23 protein-coding genes and 2 pseudogenes are annotated in these 18,823 nt (G+C 55.3%); 12 read left to right on the top strand and 13 right to left on the bottom strand.

Annotated elements, in window-relative coordinates:
• Positions 1 to 9: 9 nt before the first annotated feature.
• The 4 genes and pseudogenes from NJU76_RS25990 to NJU76_RS25980 all read right to left on the bottom strand — a co-directional run.
• Positions 10 to 462 (bottom strand): hypothetical protein, encoded by a 453-nt coding sequence (locus NJU76_RS25990; RefSeq protein WP_254534062.1) that lies wholly within the window; start codon positions 460 to 462, stop codon positions 10 to 12.
• A gap of 274 nt (positions 463 to 736) precedes the next feature.
• On the bottom strand, positions 737 to 997 hold the full coding sequence (locus NJU76_RS25985) for a hypothetical protein (RefSeq protein ID WP_254534084.1): 261 nt from the start codon (positions 995 to 997) through the stop codon (positions 737 to 739).
• Between the two features lie 120 nt (positions 998 to 1,117).
• A complete protein-coding gene (locus tag NJU76_RS27385) occupies positions 1,118 to 1,270 on the bottom strand; it encodes a DUF7837 family putative zinc-binding protein (protein WP_486642030.1) in 153 nt (50 codons plus the stop codon).
• A gap of 166 nt (positions 1,271 to 1,436) precedes the next feature.
• A pseudogene (locus tag NJU76_RS25980) lies at positions 1,437 to 1,670 on the bottom strand (DUF5518 domain-containing protein); the annotation flags it as partial.
• A 70-nt stretch (positions 1,671 to 1,740) separates the two neighbouring features.
• Here NJU76_RS25980 and NJU76_RS25975 point away from each other — a divergent pair.
• The 3 genes from NJU76_RS25975 to NJU76_RS25970 all read left to right on the top strand — a co-directional run bounded on the left by NJU76_RS25975 (position 1,741) and on the right by NJU76_RS25970 (position 3,065).
• The gene (locus NJU76_RS25975; RefSeq protein WP_254534060.1) at positions 1,741 to 2,133 is read left to right on the top strand and encodes a DoxX family protein; all 393 of its coding nucleotides are present in this window, start codon (positions 1,741 to 1,743) and stop codon (positions 2,131 to 2,133) included.
• Positions 2,134 to 2,610: 477 nt separating this feature from the next.
• The gene (locus NJU76_RS27295) at positions 2,611 to 2,769 is read left to right on the top strand and encodes a hypothetical protein (RefSeq protein WP_425604348.1); all 159 of its coding nucleotides are present in this window, start codon (positions 2,611 to 2,613) and stop codon (positions 2,767 to 2,769) included.
• A 53-nt stretch (positions 2,770 to 2,822) separates the two neighbouring features.
• On the top strand, positions 2,823 to 3,065 hold the full coding sequence (locus NJU76_RS25970; RefSeq protein ID WP_254534059.1) for a HalOD1 output domain-containing protein: 243 nt from the start codon (positions 2,823 to 2,825) through the stop codon (positions 3,063 to 3,065).
• A gap of 123 nt (positions 3,066 to 3,188) precedes the next feature.
• Here NJU76_RS25970 and NJU76_RS25965 read toward each other — a convergent pair whose 3' ends face one another.
• The 3 genes from NJU76_RS25965 to NJU76_RS25955 form a co-directional block, all read right to left on the bottom strand.
• Entirely contained in the window at positions 3,189 to 4,172 is a 984-nt protein-coding gene (locus NJU76_RS25965; RefSeq protein WP_254534058.1) for a DUF7983 family protein, read from the bottom strand.
• A gap of 964 nt (positions 4,173 to 5,136) precedes the next feature.
• Entirely contained in the window at positions 5,137 to 5,832 is a 696-nt protein-coding gene (locus NJU76_RS25960) for a hypothetical protein (protein ID WP_254534057.1), read from the bottom strand.
• Positions 5,833 to 6,324: 492 nt separating this feature from the next.
• Positions 6,325 to 6,531, bottom strand: coding sequence for a hypothetical protein (locus NJU76_RS25955; RefSeq protein ID WP_254534056.1), 207 nt, complete (start codon positions 6,529 to 6,531; stop codon positions 6,325 to 6,327).
• A gap of 99 nt (positions 6,532 to 6,630) precedes the next feature.
• Between NJU76_RS25955 and NJU76_RS25950 the strand changes: the two genes are divergently transcribed.
• Together NJU76_RS25950 and NJU76_RS25945 are read left to right on the top strand one after the other, a co-directional pair.
• Positions 6,631 to 7,572, top strand: a complete 942-nt coding sequence (locus tag NJU76_RS25950) for an ImmA/IrrE family metallo-endopeptidase (protein ID WP_254534055.1) — start codon at positions 6,631 to 6,633, stop codon at positions 7,570 to 7,572.
• Entirely contained in the window at positions 7,565 to 7,783 is a 219-nt protein-coding gene (locus tag NJU76_RS25945; protein WP_254534054.1) for a HalOD1 output domain-containing protein, read from the top strand. The genes NJU76_RS25950 and NJU76_RS25945 overlap by 8 nt, the downstream gene beginning before the upstream one ends.
• A gap of 60 nt (positions 7,784 to 7,843) precedes the next feature.
• Here the strand turns inward: NJU76_RS25945 and NJU76_RS25940 are convergent, their stop codons facing one another.
• Positions 7,844 to 8,389, bottom strand: a complete 546-nt coding sequence (locus tag NJU76_RS25940; RefSeq protein WP_254534053.1) for a PIN domain-containing protein — start codon at positions 8,387 to 8,389, stop codon at positions 7,844 to 7,846.
• 5 nt (positions 8,390 to 8,394) lie between these two features.
• Entirely contained in the window at positions 8,395 to 8,910 is a 516-nt protein-coding gene (locus NJU76_RS25935; protein ID WP_254534052.1) for a helix-turn-helix domain-containing protein, read from the bottom strand.
• Positions 8,911 to 9,080: 170 nt separating this feature from the next.
• Between NJU76_RS25935 and NJU76_RS25930 the strand changes: the two genes are divergently transcribed.
• The 3 genes from NJU76_RS25930 to NJU76_RS25920 all read left to right on the top strand — a co-directional run bounded on the left by NJU76_RS25930 (position 9,081) and on the right by NJU76_RS25920 (position 11,677).
• Positions 9,081 to 10,790, top strand: a complete 1,710-nt coding sequence (locus NJU76_RS25930) for an ATP-binding protein (RefSeq protein WP_254534051.1) — start codon at positions 9,081 to 9,083, stop codon at positions 10,788 to 10,790.
• Positions 10,791 to 10,876: 86 nt separating this feature from the next.
• On the top strand, positions 10,877 to 11,179 hold the full coding sequence (locus tag NJU76_RS25925) for a ribbon-helix-helix domain-containing protein (protein ID WP_254534050.1): 303 nt from the start codon (positions 10,877 to 10,879) through the stop codon (positions 11,177 to 11,179).
• A 6-nt stretch (positions 11,180 to 11,185) separates the two neighbouring features.
• Complete coding sequence (locus NJU76_RS25920) at positions 11,186 to 11,677, top strand: PIN domain-containing protein (protein WP_254534049.1); 492 nt, start codon at positions 11,186 to 11,188, stop codon at positions 11,675 to 11,677.
• 3 nt (positions 11,678 to 11,680) lie between these two features.
• Here NJU76_RS25920 and NJU76_RS25915 read toward each other — a convergent pair whose 3' ends face one another.
• Positions 11,681 to 11,950, bottom strand: coding sequence for a hypothetical protein (locus NJU76_RS25915; RefSeq protein WP_254534048.1), 270 nt, complete (start codon positions 11,948 to 11,950; stop codon positions 11,681 to 11,683).
• Between the two features lie 380 nt (positions 11,951 to 12,330).
• On the opposite strand from NJU76_RS25915, the gene NJU76_RS25910 reads away from it, so the two are divergent.
• From NJU76_RS25910 to NJU76_RS25895, 4 genes and pseudogenes are all read left to right on the top strand, one after another.
• The gene (locus NJU76_RS25910; RefSeq protein WP_254534047.1) at positions 12,331 to 13,506 is read left to right on the top strand and encodes an inorganic phosphate transporter; all 1,176 of its coding nucleotides are present in this window, start codon (positions 12,331 to 12,333) and stop codon (positions 13,504 to 13,506) included.
• Positions 13,500 to 13,742: pseudogene (locus NJU76_RS27290) on the top strand (IS630 family transposase); the annotation flags it as partial. The gene NJU76_RS25910 and the pseudogene NJU76_RS27290, both read left to right, overlap by 7 nt.
• Before the next feature lie 379 nt (positions 13,743 to 14,121).
• Complete coding sequence (locus tag NJU76_RS25900; RefSeq protein WP_254534046.1) at positions 14,122 to 14,316, top strand: HVO_2922 family protein; 195 nt, start codon at positions 14,122 to 14,124, stop codon at positions 14,314 to 14,316.
• A gap of 248 nt (positions 14,317 to 14,564) precedes the next feature.
• Positions 14,565 to 15,914, top strand: a complete 1,350-nt coding sequence (locus tag NJU76_RS25895) for a sodium/calcium exchanger protein (RefSeq protein WP_254534045.1) — start codon at positions 14,565 to 14,567, stop codon at positions 15,912 to 15,914.
• A gap of 673 nt (positions 15,915 to 16,587) precedes the next feature.
• Here the strand turns inward: NJU76_RS25895 and NJU76_RS25890 are convergent.
• The 3 genes from NJU76_RS25890 to NJU76_RS25880 all read right to left on the bottom strand — a co-directional run bounded on the left by NJU76_RS25890 (position 16,588) and on the right by NJU76_RS25880 (position 18,651).
• A complete protein-coding gene (locus tag NJU76_RS25890) occupies positions 16,588 to 17,454 on the bottom strand; it encodes a DUF8008 family protein (RefSeq protein ID WP_254534044.1) in 867 nt (288 codons plus the stop codon).
• 262 nt (positions 17,455 to 17,716) lie between these two features.
• A complete protein-coding gene (locus tag NJU76_RS25885; RefSeq protein ID WP_254534043.1) occupies positions 17,717 to 18,349 on the bottom strand; it encodes a hypothetical protein in 633 nt (210 codons plus the stop codon).
• On the bottom strand, positions 18,346 to 18,651 hold the full coding sequence (locus NJU76_RS25880) for a hypothetical protein (RefSeq protein WP_254534042.1): 306 nt from the start codon (positions 18,649 to 18,651) through the stop codon (positions 18,346 to 18,348). The genes NJU76_RS25885 and NJU76_RS25880 overlap by 4 nt, the downstream gene beginning before the upstream one ends.
• Positions 18,652 to 18,823 lie beyond the last annotated feature (172 nt).

The following is an 18,823-nucleotide window of genomic DNA, read 5'->3' as shown; positions in this document are numbered from 1 at the left end:
CTGTATCGCTCAACTGGAATCGGTTACGTGGTCACGGTCCGGATCGTAGGTGTACGGTGTGTGCTTTCCGCCGCTGTATTGGTCAATCGTATCCACTTCAACGTGCAAGCAAACAGTATCCGGTAACGGTACCGACATTGCCTCTTGCGTAGCTCTGTTATCAGTGAGCAAGAATCTCCGACCAAACAGCATTATGTTCCCAGTGTCTTTCGCTTTGTTGAACGAACGAAGACGCGAGTAGTCATCGTCACGGAAGTCGAGTGATTGCACCCATTTCGGTGCAGTCTCCAGTTCCCGCCTAGAGAAACCGTTATTTAATGGTCCGGAGAATGAGAAGGTCTCAACTTTGACTGGGCCAGTATAGTCAGCGCCCTTGCTGTCAAAAATCGATTCGACCTTCTCAGCGTATTCGTCAAGCGCACCACGATAAAGACTGAATGCCGTCAGGTAGATCTTTTCCATATTCTGCTGTAGTATTATCATGGGATCTGAAAATACCTCTGGCATGGGATAGAGAGATAATACCATTAGAAAGGACTACGTAATCAGGGCTACGCACTGGGATTTTTCCACAGCCGACTTCTACATCCTCTGCCGGTTCTGCCATAGCGACCTCGTCAGCTGGCTACATAACGACACCGCGCCAATCGGTGACTACCCGTTCGTCCACAGCTGGGACATCCCCACTGAACAACTCGAGGAAGTACGAGAAGACCCGGACACAGAAACAGTCTATTCACGTCAAAAAGCCGACTTCAGCGACGCAGAACAGGTTATATATGACATCATCACTGACCGTACCGCGGACGACGAAATTGACGATAGCGGTGATGATGACGACCGGGATATCCGTGTCGATGACGCCGTGATCGGCTGCCAGCTCCGTAATTTCCTCACGGGATGCCTCGGGTACTCCGCTACAATTTTCAGGATTTGATCGTACTCCTCGTCCATCGGTCAGGATATCCGGTGCTGGACGATCGTTTCTGACTGGCATTCAGAACAGGTCTCGGTACTGCTGTCAACAGTGGTTCCACAGCGCCGGCACTCGTACACGACTTCTGGCTGATCCAGCAAGTCCTTCAACCGGTCCACACCTTCAAATACCATACGTGGATTACTCTGGATTCACAACGTCACGACACTCGGGACACTCAGCGTATACGGCCGGTCCCATATCCGTCTCATACTCGAGGATCACGTTGAGAGTCTTGATCTCGGCCTGGCAGAACGGACACGTACCGAGATCCGGCGGGTTTGTCGTGGACATGGATTGATGAAGGTGATAGGGAGGGAGCGTGTGACTGTGACAGGGATGGTAGGGTTACTCCCTCTACAGGCAGGAAAGCACCCGGATCCACATATAGGCGATCCAACCACGGTGAAACTGAAAATGAACGAGGAATGAGCGTATCACGGTGCGTTTGGCGGCTATGTTAGAGTTCGTCCTTGAGATAGATACCGAGGTAGCCGCCGATAGCGCTCAAGTCCACGGTATACAGACTACCGAACACGAGCATTGGTACAAGCATGAAAGTGAGCATCTGCGGTGCGCCGCTAACTCTGAAGCCGAGGAAGAACATCATGACGAACATGCCCATGAACACCATCGGGACGAGCATGATGACACCGGCGATAGCACCGACTCTGACACCACCGTTGGGCGTTCCGCCCTCGAGGTAGCGGCAGGAGCTTCAGAGAGCGTGGCAGTTAACGCACTAGCGCCCTCTGCTCTAGTTGATGTCTGATTCCGACTCAACTCATGAGAGTCCACCATCGCTGCTCGGCCGACTCCTCTTTGCGAGTGGGCTTGCAGTACTTGCACTCCGCAACCTGACGAACCTTGATGGACGGATCGCCTATGCAGAAGCCAAAGGCGTCCCCCTCGCAGACAGACTTGTCCCAGCCTCGAGTGGCCTCCTCCTTGGTGGTAGTCTTGGCATCGGCTTCTGGAAACTTCCCAAGCTGTCTGCAGCCAGTGTTACCACGTTCTTCGTCGGCGTGACTCCAGTGATGCACGATTTCTGGGCTGTCGGCGAAGACTCGCGCGACGAAGAACTGACCTCATTCCTCCAGAATCTCGTGCTCCTCGGCGCTGCAATCGCCTTCTTCAAGCGAGCAGGGCAAAACTAACAGCACACGATTTTGCGTGGAGTGACCTGTCTCGGACATCACTCCACCACTTCACGGAAGATAATGCGCGGCGTTAAACGAGTACGGCATCACGATCCACAGTTCGGAAATTATCACCAACCACTACGCTCAATCCTGGGGCTACTTTGTGATGACCCCACCCGAATAGCGATTCTACGGATCCCGGGTGTGATATTCCGTGCAATATCCCAATTTAGCTGCGGAATTCGCACCCCATAGTTGTGTCATGCACAACACTCTTGGCGAAATGCCCGGCATGTGGATGTATACCATGACTGATGTGAGAAGGAGAAGCGCGCCGATGCTGGATGACTCGTTCGACGCATTAGCGAGCCATCACCGACGGCGGGTACTCGTTGCACTCCTCGATCACAATCCGCAATCCGATCGAGTCCACGTGGAAGGGCAACGAAGGAGAGCCACACGAGCGAGGAACGTGACCACCTTCAGACTGCCATGCACCACGAGCACCTCCCGAAATTAGAAGTGTATGGGTTCATCCGCTGGGACAAGAACACACACGAGGTCGAGAAGGGGCCTGCGTTCGACCACATTCGACCACTCTTGGAGGTGCTTGACAGCCATGTGGCTGAATTCACGGACGAGTGGCCATGAGCGAGATGCGTTACTACTTTATTCTGAAAACGAGTCAGTAGAGACGGTAACAGATGACGAGCGCGAAATCACACACAGTAGAGAAGTTGCTTAGCATACGCGTTATCGAAACCGTTGCAGAACGCGAAGGCGTCGCTCCGACCGACCTTCCTCCCCTCTACGACGTCATCGACCCAGAGGCACTCGACTCGATATTCACTGCTCGCCGGGGCCACCTCGTATTCCCCTATTACGGGTACAGGATAACGGTGTCCGGTGACAGGCGTCTCGAAATCGACGACAGCGACGACGCGTGACCGAACGGATAGTAGCGTAACACGACGGCCATCAAGTAAATGTGACGTCCAACTTCGGTTACGGCACGAGAATTGACAGACGACAGACCACATCTATAGCCACCTTGCCTCACGGTGAGGCCATTACGAGCGTGTGGATACTGACGTCCCGGGCTTGAACTCCGTCAGATTCTCAATCCGCTGTTCAAGTTCGGTGACCTCCTGCCGCAACTCCTCAGCTTCGGGATCGTCACTGAGCGCCAGTTGGTCTTTCAACCCTTGTAGCCGCGTTTCTTTGCGCTCTTCGTCGACCTCGGCTTTGCGGACGTACTCACGCTCGTCGATTTCATAGACTGCTGACTCTGAGAGTTCGGTCACCTCGAGCGCCTCGTCGACTTTCTCACGGTCCACGCTCACGAGCCGGTCGCGAGGGATTCCTGCCTCTCCGAGGACGCGGAGGACCTCCTCGTCGTCTTTGAGCGAGCGATTGCGCCGGGTCGTCCGTTGGACCGACCCATATTGGCCGTGGACCGGTCGGTCGTGGTGCAGTCGGTCGAGCAATACCTCACGAACCTCTGTGCGAAGATCACCAGCATTCCGTTGAACGTCCGAAAGGAGCGTATAGAGGTTGATGAGCACCGGCGTCTCCCATTCCTCGAGTGTTGCCGGGTCATGTCGCTCGAGCATGTCGATCAACAGCAGCATGTCGGCGTAGACGTTAAGGTCGGGCTCTGTCCGGTCTTGATCCTGCTCGTCAGTGGCGGGAGACGTGCCTTTGATAAGTTGCGACGTCGTCGGCTCATCGGTTTCGGTGAGTGTCCCCGCCCGGACGTTGCACTCGTACCGAGGATGAAGACTCAGGACAGCCGCGTACGGTTCTGCGTCCGGGGGAAGCCGGTGGAGTTCGAATGTTCCCCCGGACTCGCTGATTCGACCGGCTAAGCTTTCGAACTGCTCGCGTTGTAGCGGCTGTGAATCACTCGTCTCGACAAACTCAATCACGATACGGGGGTCTTGGGTACTGGTGATGCGAAACTGCTTGTCCGTAAGTGGTGTGGTGAGTGTGGCGTCCTCCCCAAGAGCGTCGCATTCCTCGAGTAATGTCTGCCAGCTCGTCCCAAAGGGCATGGCCGTGTATACCGTGCCAATGAGAAAGTATCTTACCTCGTCGGAGGTGCCGTTACTCGCCGACCCACTATCGCCATCGCCACTGTCACCGCTGCTATCCGTGGGAACATTAAAGGTCTCTGAGAGTGTCGCAATCATTGTGAGGTTGGAATTGTCCTAACCTTACACCGGATTCCCATCCGATCCAATAGCCTGGTGTGGCCGGAGTGTTCCCACCACTCCCCTTTGCGGCTTCATGTCGAACCATCCTGTTTGAACTCATGAACTACTGTGAATCTCCCCATCCGATTCCACGTTGGCAGTTCAACAATTGACGACATAACACGTCGACCCGCGACCGTGATTCGCCGCATCGCGAGTCGATCGACGACCGCGATCAGACTCGTCTCAGATAGTGGAATGATTCGACGCGTCTACGACTCCGCGACGGACTCGTGGGGATACACCGATTAGAACGGGTCGAGACAGGCCACCGATGAGAACGGATCACGAGTGTGACGGTGACGGGATTTGCCAGTGCTGACAGCCGATGTGGGGTGTCTCATTCCCTATCTACTCGACTTTGCACGTTGGACATCCTACAACATTAGTCGTCAGATCAGCAGAAGAGTTACTACTGAACAAGTATTCCGACACCGGTCACGCAACCGACCACGTTGACAACGCACCGATCGATGCGAAGACGAGGGCAGTTCACTCCTGTAGCGATCAACTCGTCGTTCCGCTCGTCGGGAATATCGGTCAGTAGATGCCCTCTCGTGGCTGTTTGAGTGATCAATATGTCACCCTGACAACGGGCAAAGCTGAGTAGCCCTGAAAGATGAGTGCCGCCATTCACGTGGATCGAGCGATATGGTCGGGTGAATTTGGAAGGTGAAGTGAGAGGTCACACCACTCGACCCATTTCATGGGTCATAATCGCGAACGCAAAACGCAAACAGAAACTCGCCCATTGCTGGTAGCGCTACAGTTCTTTGAGCTGGGAGACGAGTTCCTCACACGCCTCGAGAGCTGTCAGGTTATCTGGCGAGATGTTGAAACCGTCGATGGATATCGCTCCCGTCATCACGAACGCGTTCGCGAGGTGGGCCAGCATTAAGCCCGTGCTTTCCGCTTCGCCTCGAACTGCCGTATCACCCACGTCAGAATCCTTTGAGTTGACGAATACGCGCTCCCCGAACGCCGTGACCGCATCCTTCGCCATATCACCGTCTTCGAGGATCCCCACGTAGGCGAACGCAAATCCGGTCGGCCAATCGTCTTCACTCGCCTTGTAGACGCTTGAAATACCGGGGTAATCCTTAGGATCGAAGTTGAGTTGCTCTATGACCGAGCTGTCCGACTCGTTTCCACTCTCGTTCGTGGAGTTGGCGTTGAGCCCGATGTCATCAGAGTCACTCTTGGTCTCGTCCTCCGCATACACCCACTTCGGACCGAAAAACTCGGGATCGAGGCTAATCTCCTCCAAGTCTTTCTCATCGAAACGTGGACCCATGAGCGGAACCGCATCAGTCGCCTTCGAGGAACAACCCGCCAGCGCAACGATCGCCCCTCCTCCGATACCGCCTATCAAACTGCGTCGAGTAACGTCTTTCTTGTTAACCATGATTAATGTTGATTTCCTTCGCATCAGGACTACTGCCATTTGATCGATACTCACCTGCCCTGAGTGATGAGCACCGCCGATCACGTGGACCAAGCGATGATGGCGGATGGGTTCGAGTAGATGAGATGGTAGTAGTGGTTAACACATCATCACTTGATCCATGTCGTGGGTTTGAGAGTAAAGATATATAAAATACCCTGAAAATCGCGAGGACGAGAATGACCAATTAAGATATGATACTCCATGTGGACTTCGCGCGGCTCACGTCGGGTCGGATCAACTCACATCAGCGCATACGTACCAACTCCTGATGCACAAACAACGATTAGATTTCGAACGACTGCGCCAAACGCATAGCCAGCGTGGGCATACGCCAATTCCGTCTGAACATCAGGATTCTCACGCACTTTTCGCTCCAATCCATCCGGCTTGAAATCGGTGAACCCCCGAATAAAAGCCGTTCCGTTCAGTGCTCTGTTTGTTCGGTGCAGCGGCGCTGAAGAGAAGCCGTTTGAGTTTATCGAGCACGACTATTGAGTCTCCGGCCTATCGGACCGTGTGAAGCTGCTGCTTGTACAGCTCGAGGATGTCTGACGCGAGGTTATCAATCGCGATGAGTCGGTAATTTCGTCCCCCTAAAGTCTCCTCCATTTTGCGTTCGTCCATGCTACCACTACCGAGGCCGATGACGTCGATCAGTTCGACTCGTTCCTCGAGTATCTCGTAACGATTGGTTTCGCTGACGAGAGCCACGATCTCCGGTAACAGCCGCCGCCAGTTGTTTTGTGCGCCGTGAGGGGTGCGGCGCGGTCTGAATCGAAGCGATCGCAGTAATGCGAATTCTCGAAAATCATGGCTACAACCAGTGAGCCGTCGGCCTCCTTCGAGGAGACCGGCACGCGAAAAGACGAGATGCACAGTACGATCGAAGACTGGATCGACGAACTCGTTGACGACGTTGATGAGGCACAGGCCAGCGAGGAGTTCCGGGAGTGGCTCGACATCCAGAGCCACTTTCACGACTACTCCCATCGCAACACGCTGCTCATCAAACTCCAGTGTCCCGAGGCGACGAAGGTCGCGGGCTACAACACCTGGCAGAACGAGTTCGAGCGGCACGTCCAGGAGGGCGAGCAGGCGATCTGGATCTGGGCACCGATCATTACGAAGCAATGCCCGAAATGCGAGAACTCGCCGAGCTACCACGAGGACAGTGGTTGTGAGTACGACGAGACACCGCCAGAGGAATGGTCGAAGGGACTCGTCGGGTTCAAACCGACCGCCGTCTTCGACATCTCCCAGACCGAGGGCGAACCACTTCCCGAGTTAGAAATGGAAGCGACTGGTGACGCGGAGGACCTCGTACCCACACTCACAGAAGCAGCGAAAGGGCTCGGCGTGACGGTTCGCATCGTCGACGCTGACGAGTGGGCACACGGCGACGCGAAAGGTGTCTGTACACAGCGGAGTGTCCACGATCTTACGCCGGTCGTCGAGGCGAAAGCCCGGCCGAACCAGGCCGACCTTGCGGTCACGCTGCTGCACGAGTACGCTCACGCATTGCTCCATTTCGGCGTCGACGACGAGGCCGAACGATCGAAGCGCGAGGTCGAGGCGGAGGCCGTCGCGTACATTGTCGGTCGGTATTTCGGCCTGGATACGAGCGGGTCAGCGTTCTATCTCGCCTCGTGGCAGGACGACGATCCCGAGGTGATCCAGGATCGACTCGGACGGATCAGTTCGACCGTCCAGGAGATCATCGACGTTGTCAGCGAGGTGCCCGACGATGAATGATCGAGACCTTCTGCTCGAGATCATCAAGGCACTCGAGGAACAGGGCCTCGACCGGAACGAGTACCAGTTGCAGCGTGTGATTGACGTCGAAGCCCTCAAGCGGATCGTAGACTCAACGGTCCCACAGACTGATCTCGAGATTCGATTCTCGGTTGGTGAGTTCCGTATACTGGTCACAGAATCCGATGTGACTGTCTCCAGAGCATCATAGAGTGAGGATTCATCGTCTGGGCCTAAGAAAGACACCCTCTAGAGACTCAACAGAATTGGGTCATTCGAATTCAGGTACGAAGTCCTCACCGAGTTCAGGTGTAAAATCGCCGCCAGTAAGCCAAGTCACTTGGTCGGCAGCGAACCCGTACTTGGGAATCAGCGCCTCTGTTGCTTCACCGAGTGGAATGTCGTTTGTTACAATAGTGACCTGATCAGCCGTTCCGTCAATGAGCATCTGGAGTGATAATCCGATAATCTCCGTGTCAGCTTTTTCCACGATATCTTCTGGCCGATCGCTGGCAGTTGCGATGAATCTCCGCGATTGATCCATGATCTTCGAGACATCCGATATCGAATAGGATGGGCTTTCGGTGACTTTCAGCCAGCCTTCGCGCAATGCTTCGTCGACAGCAAGATTACTTGATTCGTATCCATCGATCGCTGTCTCACCAGAGACTTCGGCATACACTTGGGGAGAAATTCGAAATACAACGTCTCGCTGCTTGGCTTCGCGAGCTAGCGCTTGGAACCGTCCGCTTTCTCGTCGTCCACAACTAATGAGTACTGACGAGTCAAGAAAAACGATTTCTCTGTCGGCATCCATTCAAATCACTCTTCGACGACGGGGCGAAGTGCGTCCAGAATGATACCCGCTTCTAACGATGAGATCTCCTGCTCTCGAGCCATAATTCGATGGGTTACTGATCCACCAGCATATTCCCGAGCATACTCGAGAGCGACCGCAAGCCCATCCAAGCCGTGGCGTTCTATGTACGTATCGATATCGTCATCCCTCTCCCGGCGTGCAATCGCCTCGATCAATGCTGGCGTGATCTGCCGCTGGACATCATCCTGTACCAGTTGAAGATCGATCTCACGAGCTGCATATCGTGCCGGTCGTCTCTCGTTTGACTGCTCAATGAATCCAGCAGATTCGAGATCGTGGATATAGTCGTAGGCAGTCCGCTGTGGAATCTCAAGGGAGTCGACGATATCGTCGATAGTGGTGTCCGCATTATGACGAATGTAGGTATAGATCCACGCTTTCCGGGCGTTCCTGAGGAGTTCAAACGCCTCTTCTCCGGTATCGAGAGGCGTATTCCAATCCGCTTCTTTCGTAGACATCCTAATAGCGAATTGCACGCAGATCACAATAAGCTTTTTCAGGAAATACTGATAGAACGAAGCAGACTGCCGTTGTCCAAATCTGTTTCACAATTCCAGCAGCAACCGCGTCTAGCGAAAGCGCTCGAGTTCTGCCGTTCAGTTTCTGTGGTGCCACAGGGGTGGACACCATGACAGAACATCCGACGTTATCGGAGTTCGCTACGAACGAGACAACTGACTCGAAGCCGACCAGTCAGCCACCAACCGATGAAACCGTGACGATGACGGCTGACGAGCGAGTTGCAACATACCTCATCGAAGATCAGATGGCGGATCTCACAGACGCGATTCGCGAAGCCGTCCAAAATGGCATCGACAGTCCTGGGTCATCCCGTGTTTTGGTTAGCATCTCACCCGAACGATCGCTCATCCTCGATGACGGTGCTGGTGTCGATCTCGAGTCGGCCGAAGGGCGACGCAACCTGTCGGTGCTTGGTGCGGGAAGCAAGCAACGGTCGGACGACGAGACGATCGGCGAGTGGGGCATCGGCAAGGGTGCGATCATCGCGAAGGGCGCCGTTCGCATCTGGAGTCACGACACTGCACTGTGTTTCGACTACCGAGATCGACGCGACTCGGGATCGTGGGGAGACGTCAGCGGGCGCGACGGCAAACTCATGGACGCTGAGAAACATCTCGAGGGGATGCTCGTCGAGATCGATCACTACGAAGACGAAGTGCCGGATCCGGACAGCTACCGCTGGCGGCGCTACGTTCGCGATCTTCGCAAGCGCTTCGCGTACGTCCAGTCACGAACGGGCGTCACGGTCGTGATCAATGGCGAACCGGTCGATCAAGGAGACCCACTCGAGGCGGTGGCAAACTCGCCACGCCCGTCACTCACTCGTGAAACCGACGACGCGATCCTCGCACTCGAGTACACGCCCCATGAGGGGCTCGACATATACAGCAACGGATTGTATGTGACAACGAAGCGTGAGTACGGACTCGGCGGGGTTGTCGTCTCGAAGGGGAATTTGACGCTGAACTTTGCGCGTAACGACATCCAGTCGGGCTGTGATCGGTGGCAGCGGATCGACGACGCACTCGAGCAGGCACGCGATGACCTGTACGCGGATATCTCAGATGATCGGCTGACTGCCGAGAGTCGGGAGGTGATGATCGAAGCGATGGTATCTGACGGCGATGATGCATCGGCCACGCAATGGGCCGATCGAAAGCTGTTCCAGCTAGCAACGGAGTCCCGTATCAGCCTCGAGGAGATCCAGGCAGCCCCGAAAATCGGGTGGGTTGACGGTGCCGAAAAGGGCGCGGACAAACTCGTCGAACGCGGCTACATAGTCCTTGATACGAGTGATACGGCAACACAACGGCTTCGCGATCTCGCCACGGACGAGGATACATCGATAACGTTTCCGGAGATGTTCGATGTTGGCGAGCAAGCAGAGTCAGAGGGTGTGTGGACGGGCTATCATCGCATTGAGGATGAGTCGCAGTTGAATGCTGACCAGCGACGCTATCTTCGCTTTGCTCGAGTGCTCGCAACGGAGCTTGGAATTGAGCGAGATGTGTACTATGGCGAGGCGAGTGCCGATGCCTGGACCGACAGCAGGACATATATCGTGATCACCGACTCGGCCGTGACGAGCCGCCAGCGTGCCGTCTGGATGCACGACCTGTATCTGGTGGTGTTGCACGAAGCAGCACACGAAACCTCGAGTCGGGATCGGCCTTCTCATGGGCATCACTTCGAGAGTACGTATCGGTCGCTCGTTGAGGATCCAGATAATCGAAGTTCGTTCGCGGAGCTTGTTCAACAGGTCATCGACGAGGGATTTGAGGTCATGTTTGAGGAATACGAGACAAGGCCCCACTGAGAGACGAGCGACCAGCATCAATCGAGGTCGATCACAGGGGCAATGTTATTTGACTGTGGGTACAACGTATGTACAGAGGGAAGGTTATGGGAACAACTCGAGTAAACTTCCGTATTCCAGATGAATTAGTCGAGAGGGCCGATATCGCAGCGAAGATTACTCACAAGAATCGGACGGAGATCGTGATCGAGGCACTTCGATCCTATCTAAACGAAATCGAAGACGAAGACGCGTTCAACGAAGCGATCGTCGAGCTATATCTTGAAGATGAGATCAATTTTGATGTCCTCAAAACGTTTATCGGTCGCCAAGACGCCGAGGCGGTTCGTGCCTCAAAAGCCGTTCTTGACCAAGGTGACGATCTCGCTGACGAGCTTGCGGGGCTGTAGTTGGCAATGATCGTTGCCGATACGAGTGCACTCATTTCGTTAGCGACAGCCGAAGTATCTGACCTTGTCTTCGCCGAGTTCGAGGTACACACGACAAGTGTGGTCATGCAAGAACTCGAGGAGACAGCTGAGTACGACGATCCACATGGACAGGCAGCTCGGGATGTGCTCGAGCAGCAAGCGCAATTTTCTGTTCACACTATTGACGGAGAACAGTTTGAGTCATCGACAATCGATCAGGGGGAGGCAAGTTGTATTACGTTGGAAAATCAGCTTGAACCCGCGTTTCTTCTGACCGACGACCTCCGAGCCCTCCCAGAGATTCAGAATCTCACGACTACCCGAGTCGCGCTCTCACCAATTGTACTCCAGGCACTCGTCAAGCGGGGCGTACTTGAAAGACAGGACGCACAGGACCGCCTTGAGCAGATTGCCAAGACCCGGGACTGGCTTGGTGCGCCGATCTATCGTCGTGCACGGCAACTCCTTGATGAGTAGTTATCACCGTTGTTCTGGCGATGTGATCCGAAGTTCGTCCTCGACTTCGTAGAAGTAGCCCCGCTCGAGGAGCCGAGTGAGTGCGTACTCGACGTCCCGTTGTTCGAGCGCTAACTCTGCATCGGAGCTCAATACGTTAACGGCTTCGTCGTACTCGATCAGCGGAACACTGTCTTCTCCATGGTCTGGCCGACATGCCTGCGTACACAGTCGGTCGTAGCACTCGAGAATCCACTCCGGAAGTGGTGGGCGTGGATCAGTAATGCCAGCCATTGCAGTTCTGTCTGGTGGTTTCGACAGTCATCCGCTTAACAGTACCCGTTGAATACGGATTTTGCTCGTGAGTTTTACCCTCAAATTTGATTGTGGGGCATGGGAACGCTGCTACCCCCCGCACAAATACGTTTGACCATTCCTTCTACCCCACCACGTCAGGAGAAAATCTGTTTCAGCGTCAGGTTCAGGTGGCTATTCGCACGAGCGCCAACGTGGGTCGATAGCCGAACTGGTGTGCTATGTCCAGCGCAAATCGAGGCGGAACTGATGGCTGTCTTTCACGAAAAGAGCACATCTGGCAATCGATTCTGCCCTACTCAAGAGAAATGGAAAGGAAATGAAAAGCTTATTCACTGATTACTCCAATAAGTTATACTATGGTTACTGGACTATTTCTACTCGGAGTGATCGTTGCGACGTTTGTGGGGTTCAACATCGGTGGGTCGTCAACCGGCGTCGCATGGGGGCCATCTGTTGGCGCAAATATCATCAATAAAACAGTTGCTGCGGCGCTCATGACGTTTTTCGTCTTTCTCGGCGGATGGACGGTCGGCCGCAACGTCATCGAAACGATGGGCGGCGATATCGTTCCCCAGTCGATGTTCACGATTCAAGCGAGCATCGTGGTGTTGACATTCATCGGACTCGGGATGCTGCTAGCTAACATCTACGGCGTCCCCGTCTCGACCTCGATGACCGCCGTTGGAGCAATCGCTGGCTACGGCTTCGCGACGGGAACGCTGGACATGGGTGTACTCGGCGGTATCGTCATCTGGTGGATCGTCGCACCGATCGTTGGCTTCTGGTGTGGTGCCGTTGTCGGGCGATATCTGTATCCCTCACTCGACCGGCGGTTTGCCCTCGAGCAATCGGAGGGCCCACTCGTCACTCTCGACCGGACTGGCTTGCTGCCACGTCCCGTGCTCGGCCCGAAGACGACGTCGCGTGAGTTCGCCAGTACGCTCATCGTGCTGATCATCGCCTGTTATATGTCGTTCAGCGCAGGAGCGAGCAACGTCGCCAACGCCGTCGCGCCGCTCGTGGGCGGCGAGGTGATCGAGATTGAAGCGGCAGTGCTGCTCGGTACCGGAGCGATCGGTCTCGGTGCATTTACGATCGCCCGTCGGACGATGGAGTCCGTCGGCAACGATCTCACGGCGCTTCCGTTGCTCGCGGCGACAATCGTGATGGTCGTGGCAGCAAGTATCACGACGGTCGCATCGTCGCTCGGCGTGCCAATCAGTCTAGCAATGTCGACTGTGATGACGATCGTCGGGCTCGGCTGGGGTCGGGCCAGTCGGACGGCGACTGCTGGCGAGATGGTGAAAGGGGAGGCGAAAACGGAGATCACGGTCGATGCGATTACCGCCGAGACGCCGAGCGAGCCAACCACGATCGGTGAAGAAACGACTGAAGACGTCCAACCCGTCGCGCAACTGTTCGACCCATCAGCCGTTGCCCGGTTCGTCTCGTTCTGGATTATCGGACCAAGTGTCGCGACGACTCTCTCATACGCGTTCTTTATCGCTATCCCGATGGGCGGCGCTGCGTGATATCGGCGAATTCGACCAATCAGCCGGCTGATCGCTTCTTCTCTCGGTTCGAAGAGTACGTTACCGCCGTTCACGGGTAAAATTTCATTTTTATCATGGAAAGAAACGAAGCTGATCTGATCATCGTGCTGGATGGATCGTCGTCTTTCCGGGCGTCGGCCGTCACAGACTTGGCGGCCCGCGACGATCTCGCCTTCGTGACGTTGGCGGCGTACTCGCTAGAGCGAAATCCGGTTGCAGTTAGACAAAGACACCGCAAAATCCGTCAGCGAACTCGCGTCAACGTTAGACGTGTCAGAAGAAGAGATGGAACGTCGATACGAGTATCTCGAGCAGTACGAGATCGTAGTCTTCGGGGGGCACGCGTTCCACGATGTGATTGTCGATCGTATCGCAGCTGTAAACCGTGACCCCGAATTGACCGATTTTAATGAGATGAATTGAGCATCTCACAATCCTCTTTGTGGGAGACAGCCTTCTCGTGAAGACGGAGATCGGCTGCAAATTGAGTACCACCACTGAGGACAAAAAGCGACGAATTCCAAACGCCCCGTAAATCGTATTGTCGGGCTTCATTCCCCTGTTTTAATGATCGTCCCCGTAGAGTGTGACTATATGTCCCGCACGGCCACATTCGAGGTCTTCCGCGACAACGCTGGCGAGTGGCGATGGCGGCTTGTCGCCGGTAACGGAAAGATCATCGCCGACAGTGGCGAGGGGTATCGATCGAAACAAGGCGTCCAGCGCGGCATCGATAGCGTGAAACGGAGTGCCACTAACGCGAACGTTCAGTTTGTGACCGATACGTAAGATGGTAGCCGACCGCGAGACATCCTCCGGGTCGAATGGGGCTACTTACACCAGCTCTGACAGGGCTTCTATCGCCTCTATCGCCGATACTGCCGATTTTCGGGATCTGAAGCCGTAAGAATCCCGTATCGCCGAACAGTCGCTGAAAACAGTATTTTGCCAGTTCAATGGCCGTAGCACCGGATATCAACAGGTATCGGTACATCTTGTAGATTTTACGTCAGCGCGTTCTGCTGACGCACAACTCAATGTCATCCCGATTGCGTCACCCGCTCATTGCAGTCGCCGCCACGTTGCTCCTGACAGTGCCTTGGATTGGGACATTTGTCTCCTATGGTGGCTACGGCACAGTCCACCCGGGCAAGAACATCGCGTCGTGGATGGCCGTCCTCGTCGGCGGAGCGGCCATCCTTGGAGCAGCGTTCCTGCTCGCGTGGGCCGCCGAGACAGCCGAAAAGGATGTCCCGCGCGCCTTTGCCATCGCAGTCCTGGCGGTTCTCGCCGTCGCTCCGGAGTATGCCGTTGACGCGCTGTACGCCTGGCAGGCTGGCGGCGGATCAAGCGAAGCGGCCAACCTCGCCGTTGCGAATATGACGGGCGCGAACCGTATCCTCATCGGCCTTGGCTGGTCGGGTATCGCACTGTTCAGCATCTACCGTGCGAAGCAGGCATCCGATTCGGCGGTTGAACACCGGTCAGGCACGCTCGCAGATGTAATCACACTCGATCGCGGTATTTCTTTAGAGATTGTTTTCTTGCTGGCCGCAACGATGGTCGCGTTTCTCGTCCCGCTTAGCGGTGGAATCGGACCACTCGACTCGGTCGTGCTGGTCGGGCTCTACCTGCTCTATCTCCTCGTGATCGTCAGGGGGGGTATTGACGAGACCGAGCAACACGTGGGTGTTCCCGCATACTTCCAGCAGTATCGGAAGATCCCACGGGTGCTCGTGGTCCTCTTCGGGTTTGCATTCTCCGGTGCGATCATCTTCACGGCGGTACACCCGTTCGCCGAGGGCCTCGAACACGTTGGCCTCCAGTACGGCGTTCCCAAGTTCTTCATGATTCAGTGGCTCGCTCCCCTGGCCTCGGAGAGTCCCGAGTTAATCGTCGTAGCCTATCTCGTGAACAAGGCGCGGACGACCGCGGGGTTCAACGCGCTCATCTCCTCGAAGCTCAACCAGTGGACGCTACTCATCGGCACGCTCGCAGTCGTCTATTCGATATCCGCAGGCCAAGTCGGGACGCTCCCGTTCGACTCGAAGCAGGCCGCCGAGATCTGGATCACCGCCGCCCAGAGCTTTTTCGCCATCGCCATCCTGACGAACTTCGAGATTAGCACCCGCGAGGCGGTGGCGTTGCTCGGCCTGTTCGTGACGCAGGTGGTTGCCGAGTTCTACGTCGTCCAGGTGTACGCAGAACCGACCGCGACCGGTCTAAGTATGACTATCCTCTACGCCTATACCGCCGTGTACGTCGTTCTCGGTGTCGGTCTGCTTCTTCGGCGGCGTGAGAGTGTCCAAGAACTGCTGGAACGGACTGCATCGACTGCCCGCGAAGCGATAGCAACAGAATCATCTCAGCCAGAACACGCAGATTGACGATACCGTCAGCGTCAAAGACCTGCGATCTGCCGCATACATCTTCGTCTGAAGCGATCTGGTTGTTAGAAACCTCACGAGCAGGTACTTCGATTACGTAGCTGCCGTCTTGGTTCTTTGAGTTCTGCATTGTATAGGCAGGAGCGTGTCATACAATGGTTCCCAACAAGCAGTATTCACCGTCTTGCTGTCGAGCAACACCCATGACTGCCAAATCTCATAGGGTCACACGCGAATTGGAGGCTGTATAATCGCGAGGGAAAGGGTATGAGACGTATTCTATGACACGCTGTAGGCAGACCAAATTGTCTGGAACTTCCATCAGAACACCTTGTTTCCAGTACAAAGCTAGAATAGCATCTTGATTCTATTGGTGATCTGCGTTCCTCCCGTGGTTGATCAGTTTTCCCAAAGAAATACTGGTGGAAACCTGTTGATCAGAAAACCCACACGACATTCTCGAGCCGAGAGGATTCCGGTGACAGCTGGCGTCTTCAGACACATCCACAGGAAAGTCGTTCGAGTAAGACCGACAACGACCGATCAAATGACATACTACAGAGTAACAGTACGCTGCATACAACCGCTCCTGGGCTGGATATTAGGTGGGCGGATAGAGTGATACCCTTCTCAGGGGTTGTGGGTAGTCGAGAGACACCCCCAACCGTCGACGTCAGGTGTCTCCGGGACCGGCCATTTCACCGGGGATGTCGACGTCGTTCATTAACAAGACGCGTCGTTCCGTGTACTCGAGGCCGTTCTTGCGCTGTGTCCGCTTTTTGACTGCCAGCCTGCTCTTCGAGAGATCGAGTAACGCGTCGATCGTTCGGGAGACCAATTTCTTCGCATAGTCGTCGCTGATCCCCTTTTCCTGCCGCCGTATCCAGTGTTTCATGTCGCCGGCAGTGACGTACTCCCGAACGCTTGCACTCCCTTTCCGCCAGGGGTTGTCTCCAACTGCCGGATCGGTACGTGCCTTCCAGAGCTTTGCAGCGAGCCGTGATGGTAGCGACGATGTCGTCGCCCGGAGCATATCTTCATCCATCTTCGCGAGCTGCTGGAGTGGAAGTAGATCCCCATACGAGAGTGAGATATCGCCACCACGTTCGAGTGGGTCGTCACTCTCGGGTAAGCGGAAGTAGTTCTTACCGTCGTCTTTGCGGATGCGCTCGAGGCGGCCATCCACAACGTCGATCTCCCCATTATCGATGTGTTTTTCCAGGAGGTGTGCGCCTTTCTCGAGTTCTCGTGCTTGGAGTTCACCGACGCGATCTTTGTTGGCGTTGAGTTTCTTCTCGTGGGCATCTAGCCGTGCTTCGATGGGTGTCTGTGATTGCTCTAGGTCCTCGAGCCGTGCTTCGAAATCCTTGTTTTCAGTGTGGGCCTCCTCGAGTTCGGCCTCAAGATGCCCTATGCGGTCGTCTTTTTGGGTGAGTTCGTCCTCGAGGGTTGTGACACGGTCGCGAAGCCGCTCGAGTTCGTCGACGAGTGTTTGGAGAGTCTGTGCATCAGGGTCGGGACAGTCTGTGTTCGCGCTCATTGGGTTCTGAATCCGGTGTCATTGTCGGACGATTCGACTCGCACTCACTACTGGTCGATATCGGGAACGCTGGTGGAACAGTAGACTACCGACTCGAGAGCCGTCTCGAGGAAGCGAAGTGGCCGTCCCCCCGAAAGACGTCTTCGTGTTCGAAAGTCCGGTGTCGATCTACCGGAATTGGTGGCTCTGTCTCGAGTGGCGAAGTGCGGCGGTCTACTGTGCTTGAGAGTTAACACGATCCCGAGGTGGTGAGCTGGATCAGCTAGCCACCCTCGGGTTGGAGTCGACAGTCATGGCTCGCTAGCTTGGGGAGCGAGTCGAACGGACACTCACACATATCGCAGTAGTGTCTCTGCTCGGTGAGGAACGTCTCACGGTTCATGTGGCCGCCATCGGGCATGGCAGACTGTCTTTGTTGATCACTTTCACTGGAATCGTGTTCACTGGGCCGTTTCTGTATGTGAAGGTCGACTTCGGTAATCGGTTCGCGACCGGTTTCTCTCCAATTGCTATTGCGACATTCGTGTTCGATCCGCCAGGCTTCGCCACCGGTATCGGGGACAACCATCACCCGTCGGCGACGGCCGTTGATCGCCGTGTACTCGAACACAAATTCGATGGTCGTTTCGGTGAACTGGTCACAGCCGCCATCAGTTGCAAGACTTGGGTCGTCATCGGTATCGACGAGTAGAATTCCGTCCTCGGTCTCGAGAGTGGGAGCTTGGCTATCGTCGTCGGCGATAATGATCTCCGAGCCGTCGGTTGCTTCGATGTCGCCCGGTTCGTAGCCGGCGACGGCGCGGGCCTCCGCTCGTAGGCGCATCTCACGAGCGCCTTCACGCTCGAGTTGTTCGGCACGCTTTGCGACAGCTTCGTGATCGTTGACGATCGTCATTGGTCGCTCACCTCGACAGCGCCGACGATCGCGTCAGCCATCGTCTTGAACAGGTACTGTACTTCGAAGCCGCCGCGACGGTCGGCAGTGTAGTCGATCCAGTCGTCGATCGTCTTCTCGATGTCCTTGAGGTCGTAGCGGACGGTGCGCTCGCCGTTCTCGATAACGTGAACGGACTCGCCGGTCGTCCGATAGACGTGGTGTGCGCCCTCGTTGTCGATGCCGACGGAAATGTAATCGGCGCGTGGGTCGGTAGTCTGTGCTTCCGAAACCGTTTCGTGGGTTCGCGGTTGAACACTCATTGTCCTTCTAGCACGGAGGACGCAGGTCGGGTGCTGGAACACCCGGCCGAGAATCGGTTTTCCCGGCCCTCCTGTGTCTCTACTCTATAGTGTATCTGCTACCCCTTTATAGCTTTGTATTACAAAGTATAAATGCAATTGCATCACAAACAGTATTAGAAATGAGTGTGTA

The organism is Natrinema gelatinilyticum, assembly GCF_024266705.1.
Taxonomy (GTDB): domain Archaea; phylum Halobacteriota; class Halobacteria; order Halobacteriales; family Natrialbaceae; genus Natrinema; species Natrinema gelatinilyticum.
This window is presented reverse-complemented; position numbering and strand designations above follow the sequence as displayed.

Excerpts from the sequence above, each read along its gene's own strand:
- NJU76_RS25930 (WP_254534051.1), top strand. The coding sequence starts at position 9,081 with ATGACAGAACATCCGACGTTATCGGAGTTCGCTACGAACGAGACAACT.
- NJU76_RS25885 (WP_254534043.1), bottom strand. The coding sequence starts at position 18,349 with ATGACGATCGTCAACGATCACGAAGCTGTCGCAAAGCGTGCCGAACAA.
- NJU76_RS25890 (WP_254534044.1), bottom strand. The coding sequence starts at position 17,454 with ATGAGCGCGAACACAGACTGTCCCGACCCTGATGCACAGACTCTCCAA.
- NJU76_RS25935 (WP_254534052.1), bottom strand. The coding sequence starts at position 8,910 with ATGTCTACGAAAGAAGCGGATTGGAATACGCCTCTCGATACCGGAGAA.
- NJU76_RS25975 (WP_254534060.1), top strand. The coding sequence starts at position 1,741 with ATGTCTGATTCCGACTCAACTCATGAGAGTCCACCATCGCTGCTCGGC.
- NJU76_RS25950 (WP_254534055.1), top strand. The coding sequence starts at position 6,631 with ATGGCTACAACCAGTGAGCCGTCGGCCTCCTTCGAGGAGACCGGCACG.
- NJU76_RS25915 (WP_254534048.1), bottom strand. The coding sequence starts at position 11,950 with ATGGCTGGCATTACTGATCCACGCCCACCACTTCCGGAGTGGATTCTC.
- NJU76_RS25990 (WP_254534062.1), bottom strand. The coding sequence starts at position 462 with ATGGAAAAGATCTACCTGACGGCATTCAGTCTTTATCGTGGTGCGCTT.
- NJU76_RS25985 (WP_254534084.1), bottom strand. The coding sequence starts at position 997 with ATGCCAGTCAGAAACGATCGTCCAGCACCGGATATCCTGACCGATGGA.
- NJU76_RS25880 (WP_254534042.1), bottom strand. The coding sequence starts at position 18,651 with ATGAGTGTTCAACCGCGAACCCACGAAACGGTTTCGGAAGCACAGACT.
- NJU76_RS25925 (WP_254534050.1), top strand. The coding sequence starts at position 10,877 with ATGGGAACAACTCGAGTAAACTTCCGTATTCCAGATGAATTAGTCGAG.
- NJU76_RS25970 (WP_254534059.1), top strand. The coding sequence starts at position 2,823 with ATGACGAGCGCGAAATCACACACAGTAGAGAAGTTGCTTAGCATACGC.
- NJU76_RS27295 (WP_425604348.1), top strand. The coding sequence starts at position 2,611 with ATGCACCACGAGCACCTCCCGAAATTAGAAGTGTATGGGTTCATCCGC.
- NJU76_RS25910 (WP_254534047.1), top strand. The coding sequence starts at position 12,331 with ATGGTTACTGGACTATTTCTACTCGGAGTGATCGTTGCGACGTTTGTG.
- NJU76_RS25940 (WP_254534053.1), bottom strand. The coding sequence starts at position 8,389 with ATGGATGCCGACAGAGAAATCGTTTTTCTTGACTCGTCAGTACTCATT.
- NJU76_RS25920 (WP_254534049.1), top strand. The coding sequence starts at position 11,186 with ATGATCGTTGCCGATACGAGTGCACTCATTTCGTTAGCGACAGCCGAA.
- NJU76_RS25900 (WP_254534046.1), top strand. The coding sequence starts at position 14,122 with ATGTCCCGCACGGCCACATTCGAGGTCTTCCGCGACAACGCTGGCGAG.
- NJU76_RS27385 (WP_486642030.1), bottom strand. The coding sequence starts at position 1,270 with ATGTCCACGACAAACCCGCCGGATCTCGGTACGTGTCCGTTCTGCCAG.
- NJU76_RS25945 (WP_254534054.1), top strand. The coding sequence starts at position 7,565 with ATGAATGATCGAGACCTTCTGCTCGAGATCATCAAGGCACTCGAGGAA.
- NJU76_RS25895 (WP_254534045.1), top strand. The coding sequence starts at position 14,565 with ATGTCATCCCGATTGCGTCACCCGCTCATTGCAGTCGCCGCCACGTTG.
- NJU76_RS25965 (WP_254534058.1), bottom strand. The coding sequence starts at position 4,172 with ATGCCCTTTGGGACGAGCTGGCAGACATTACTCGAGGAATGCGACGCT.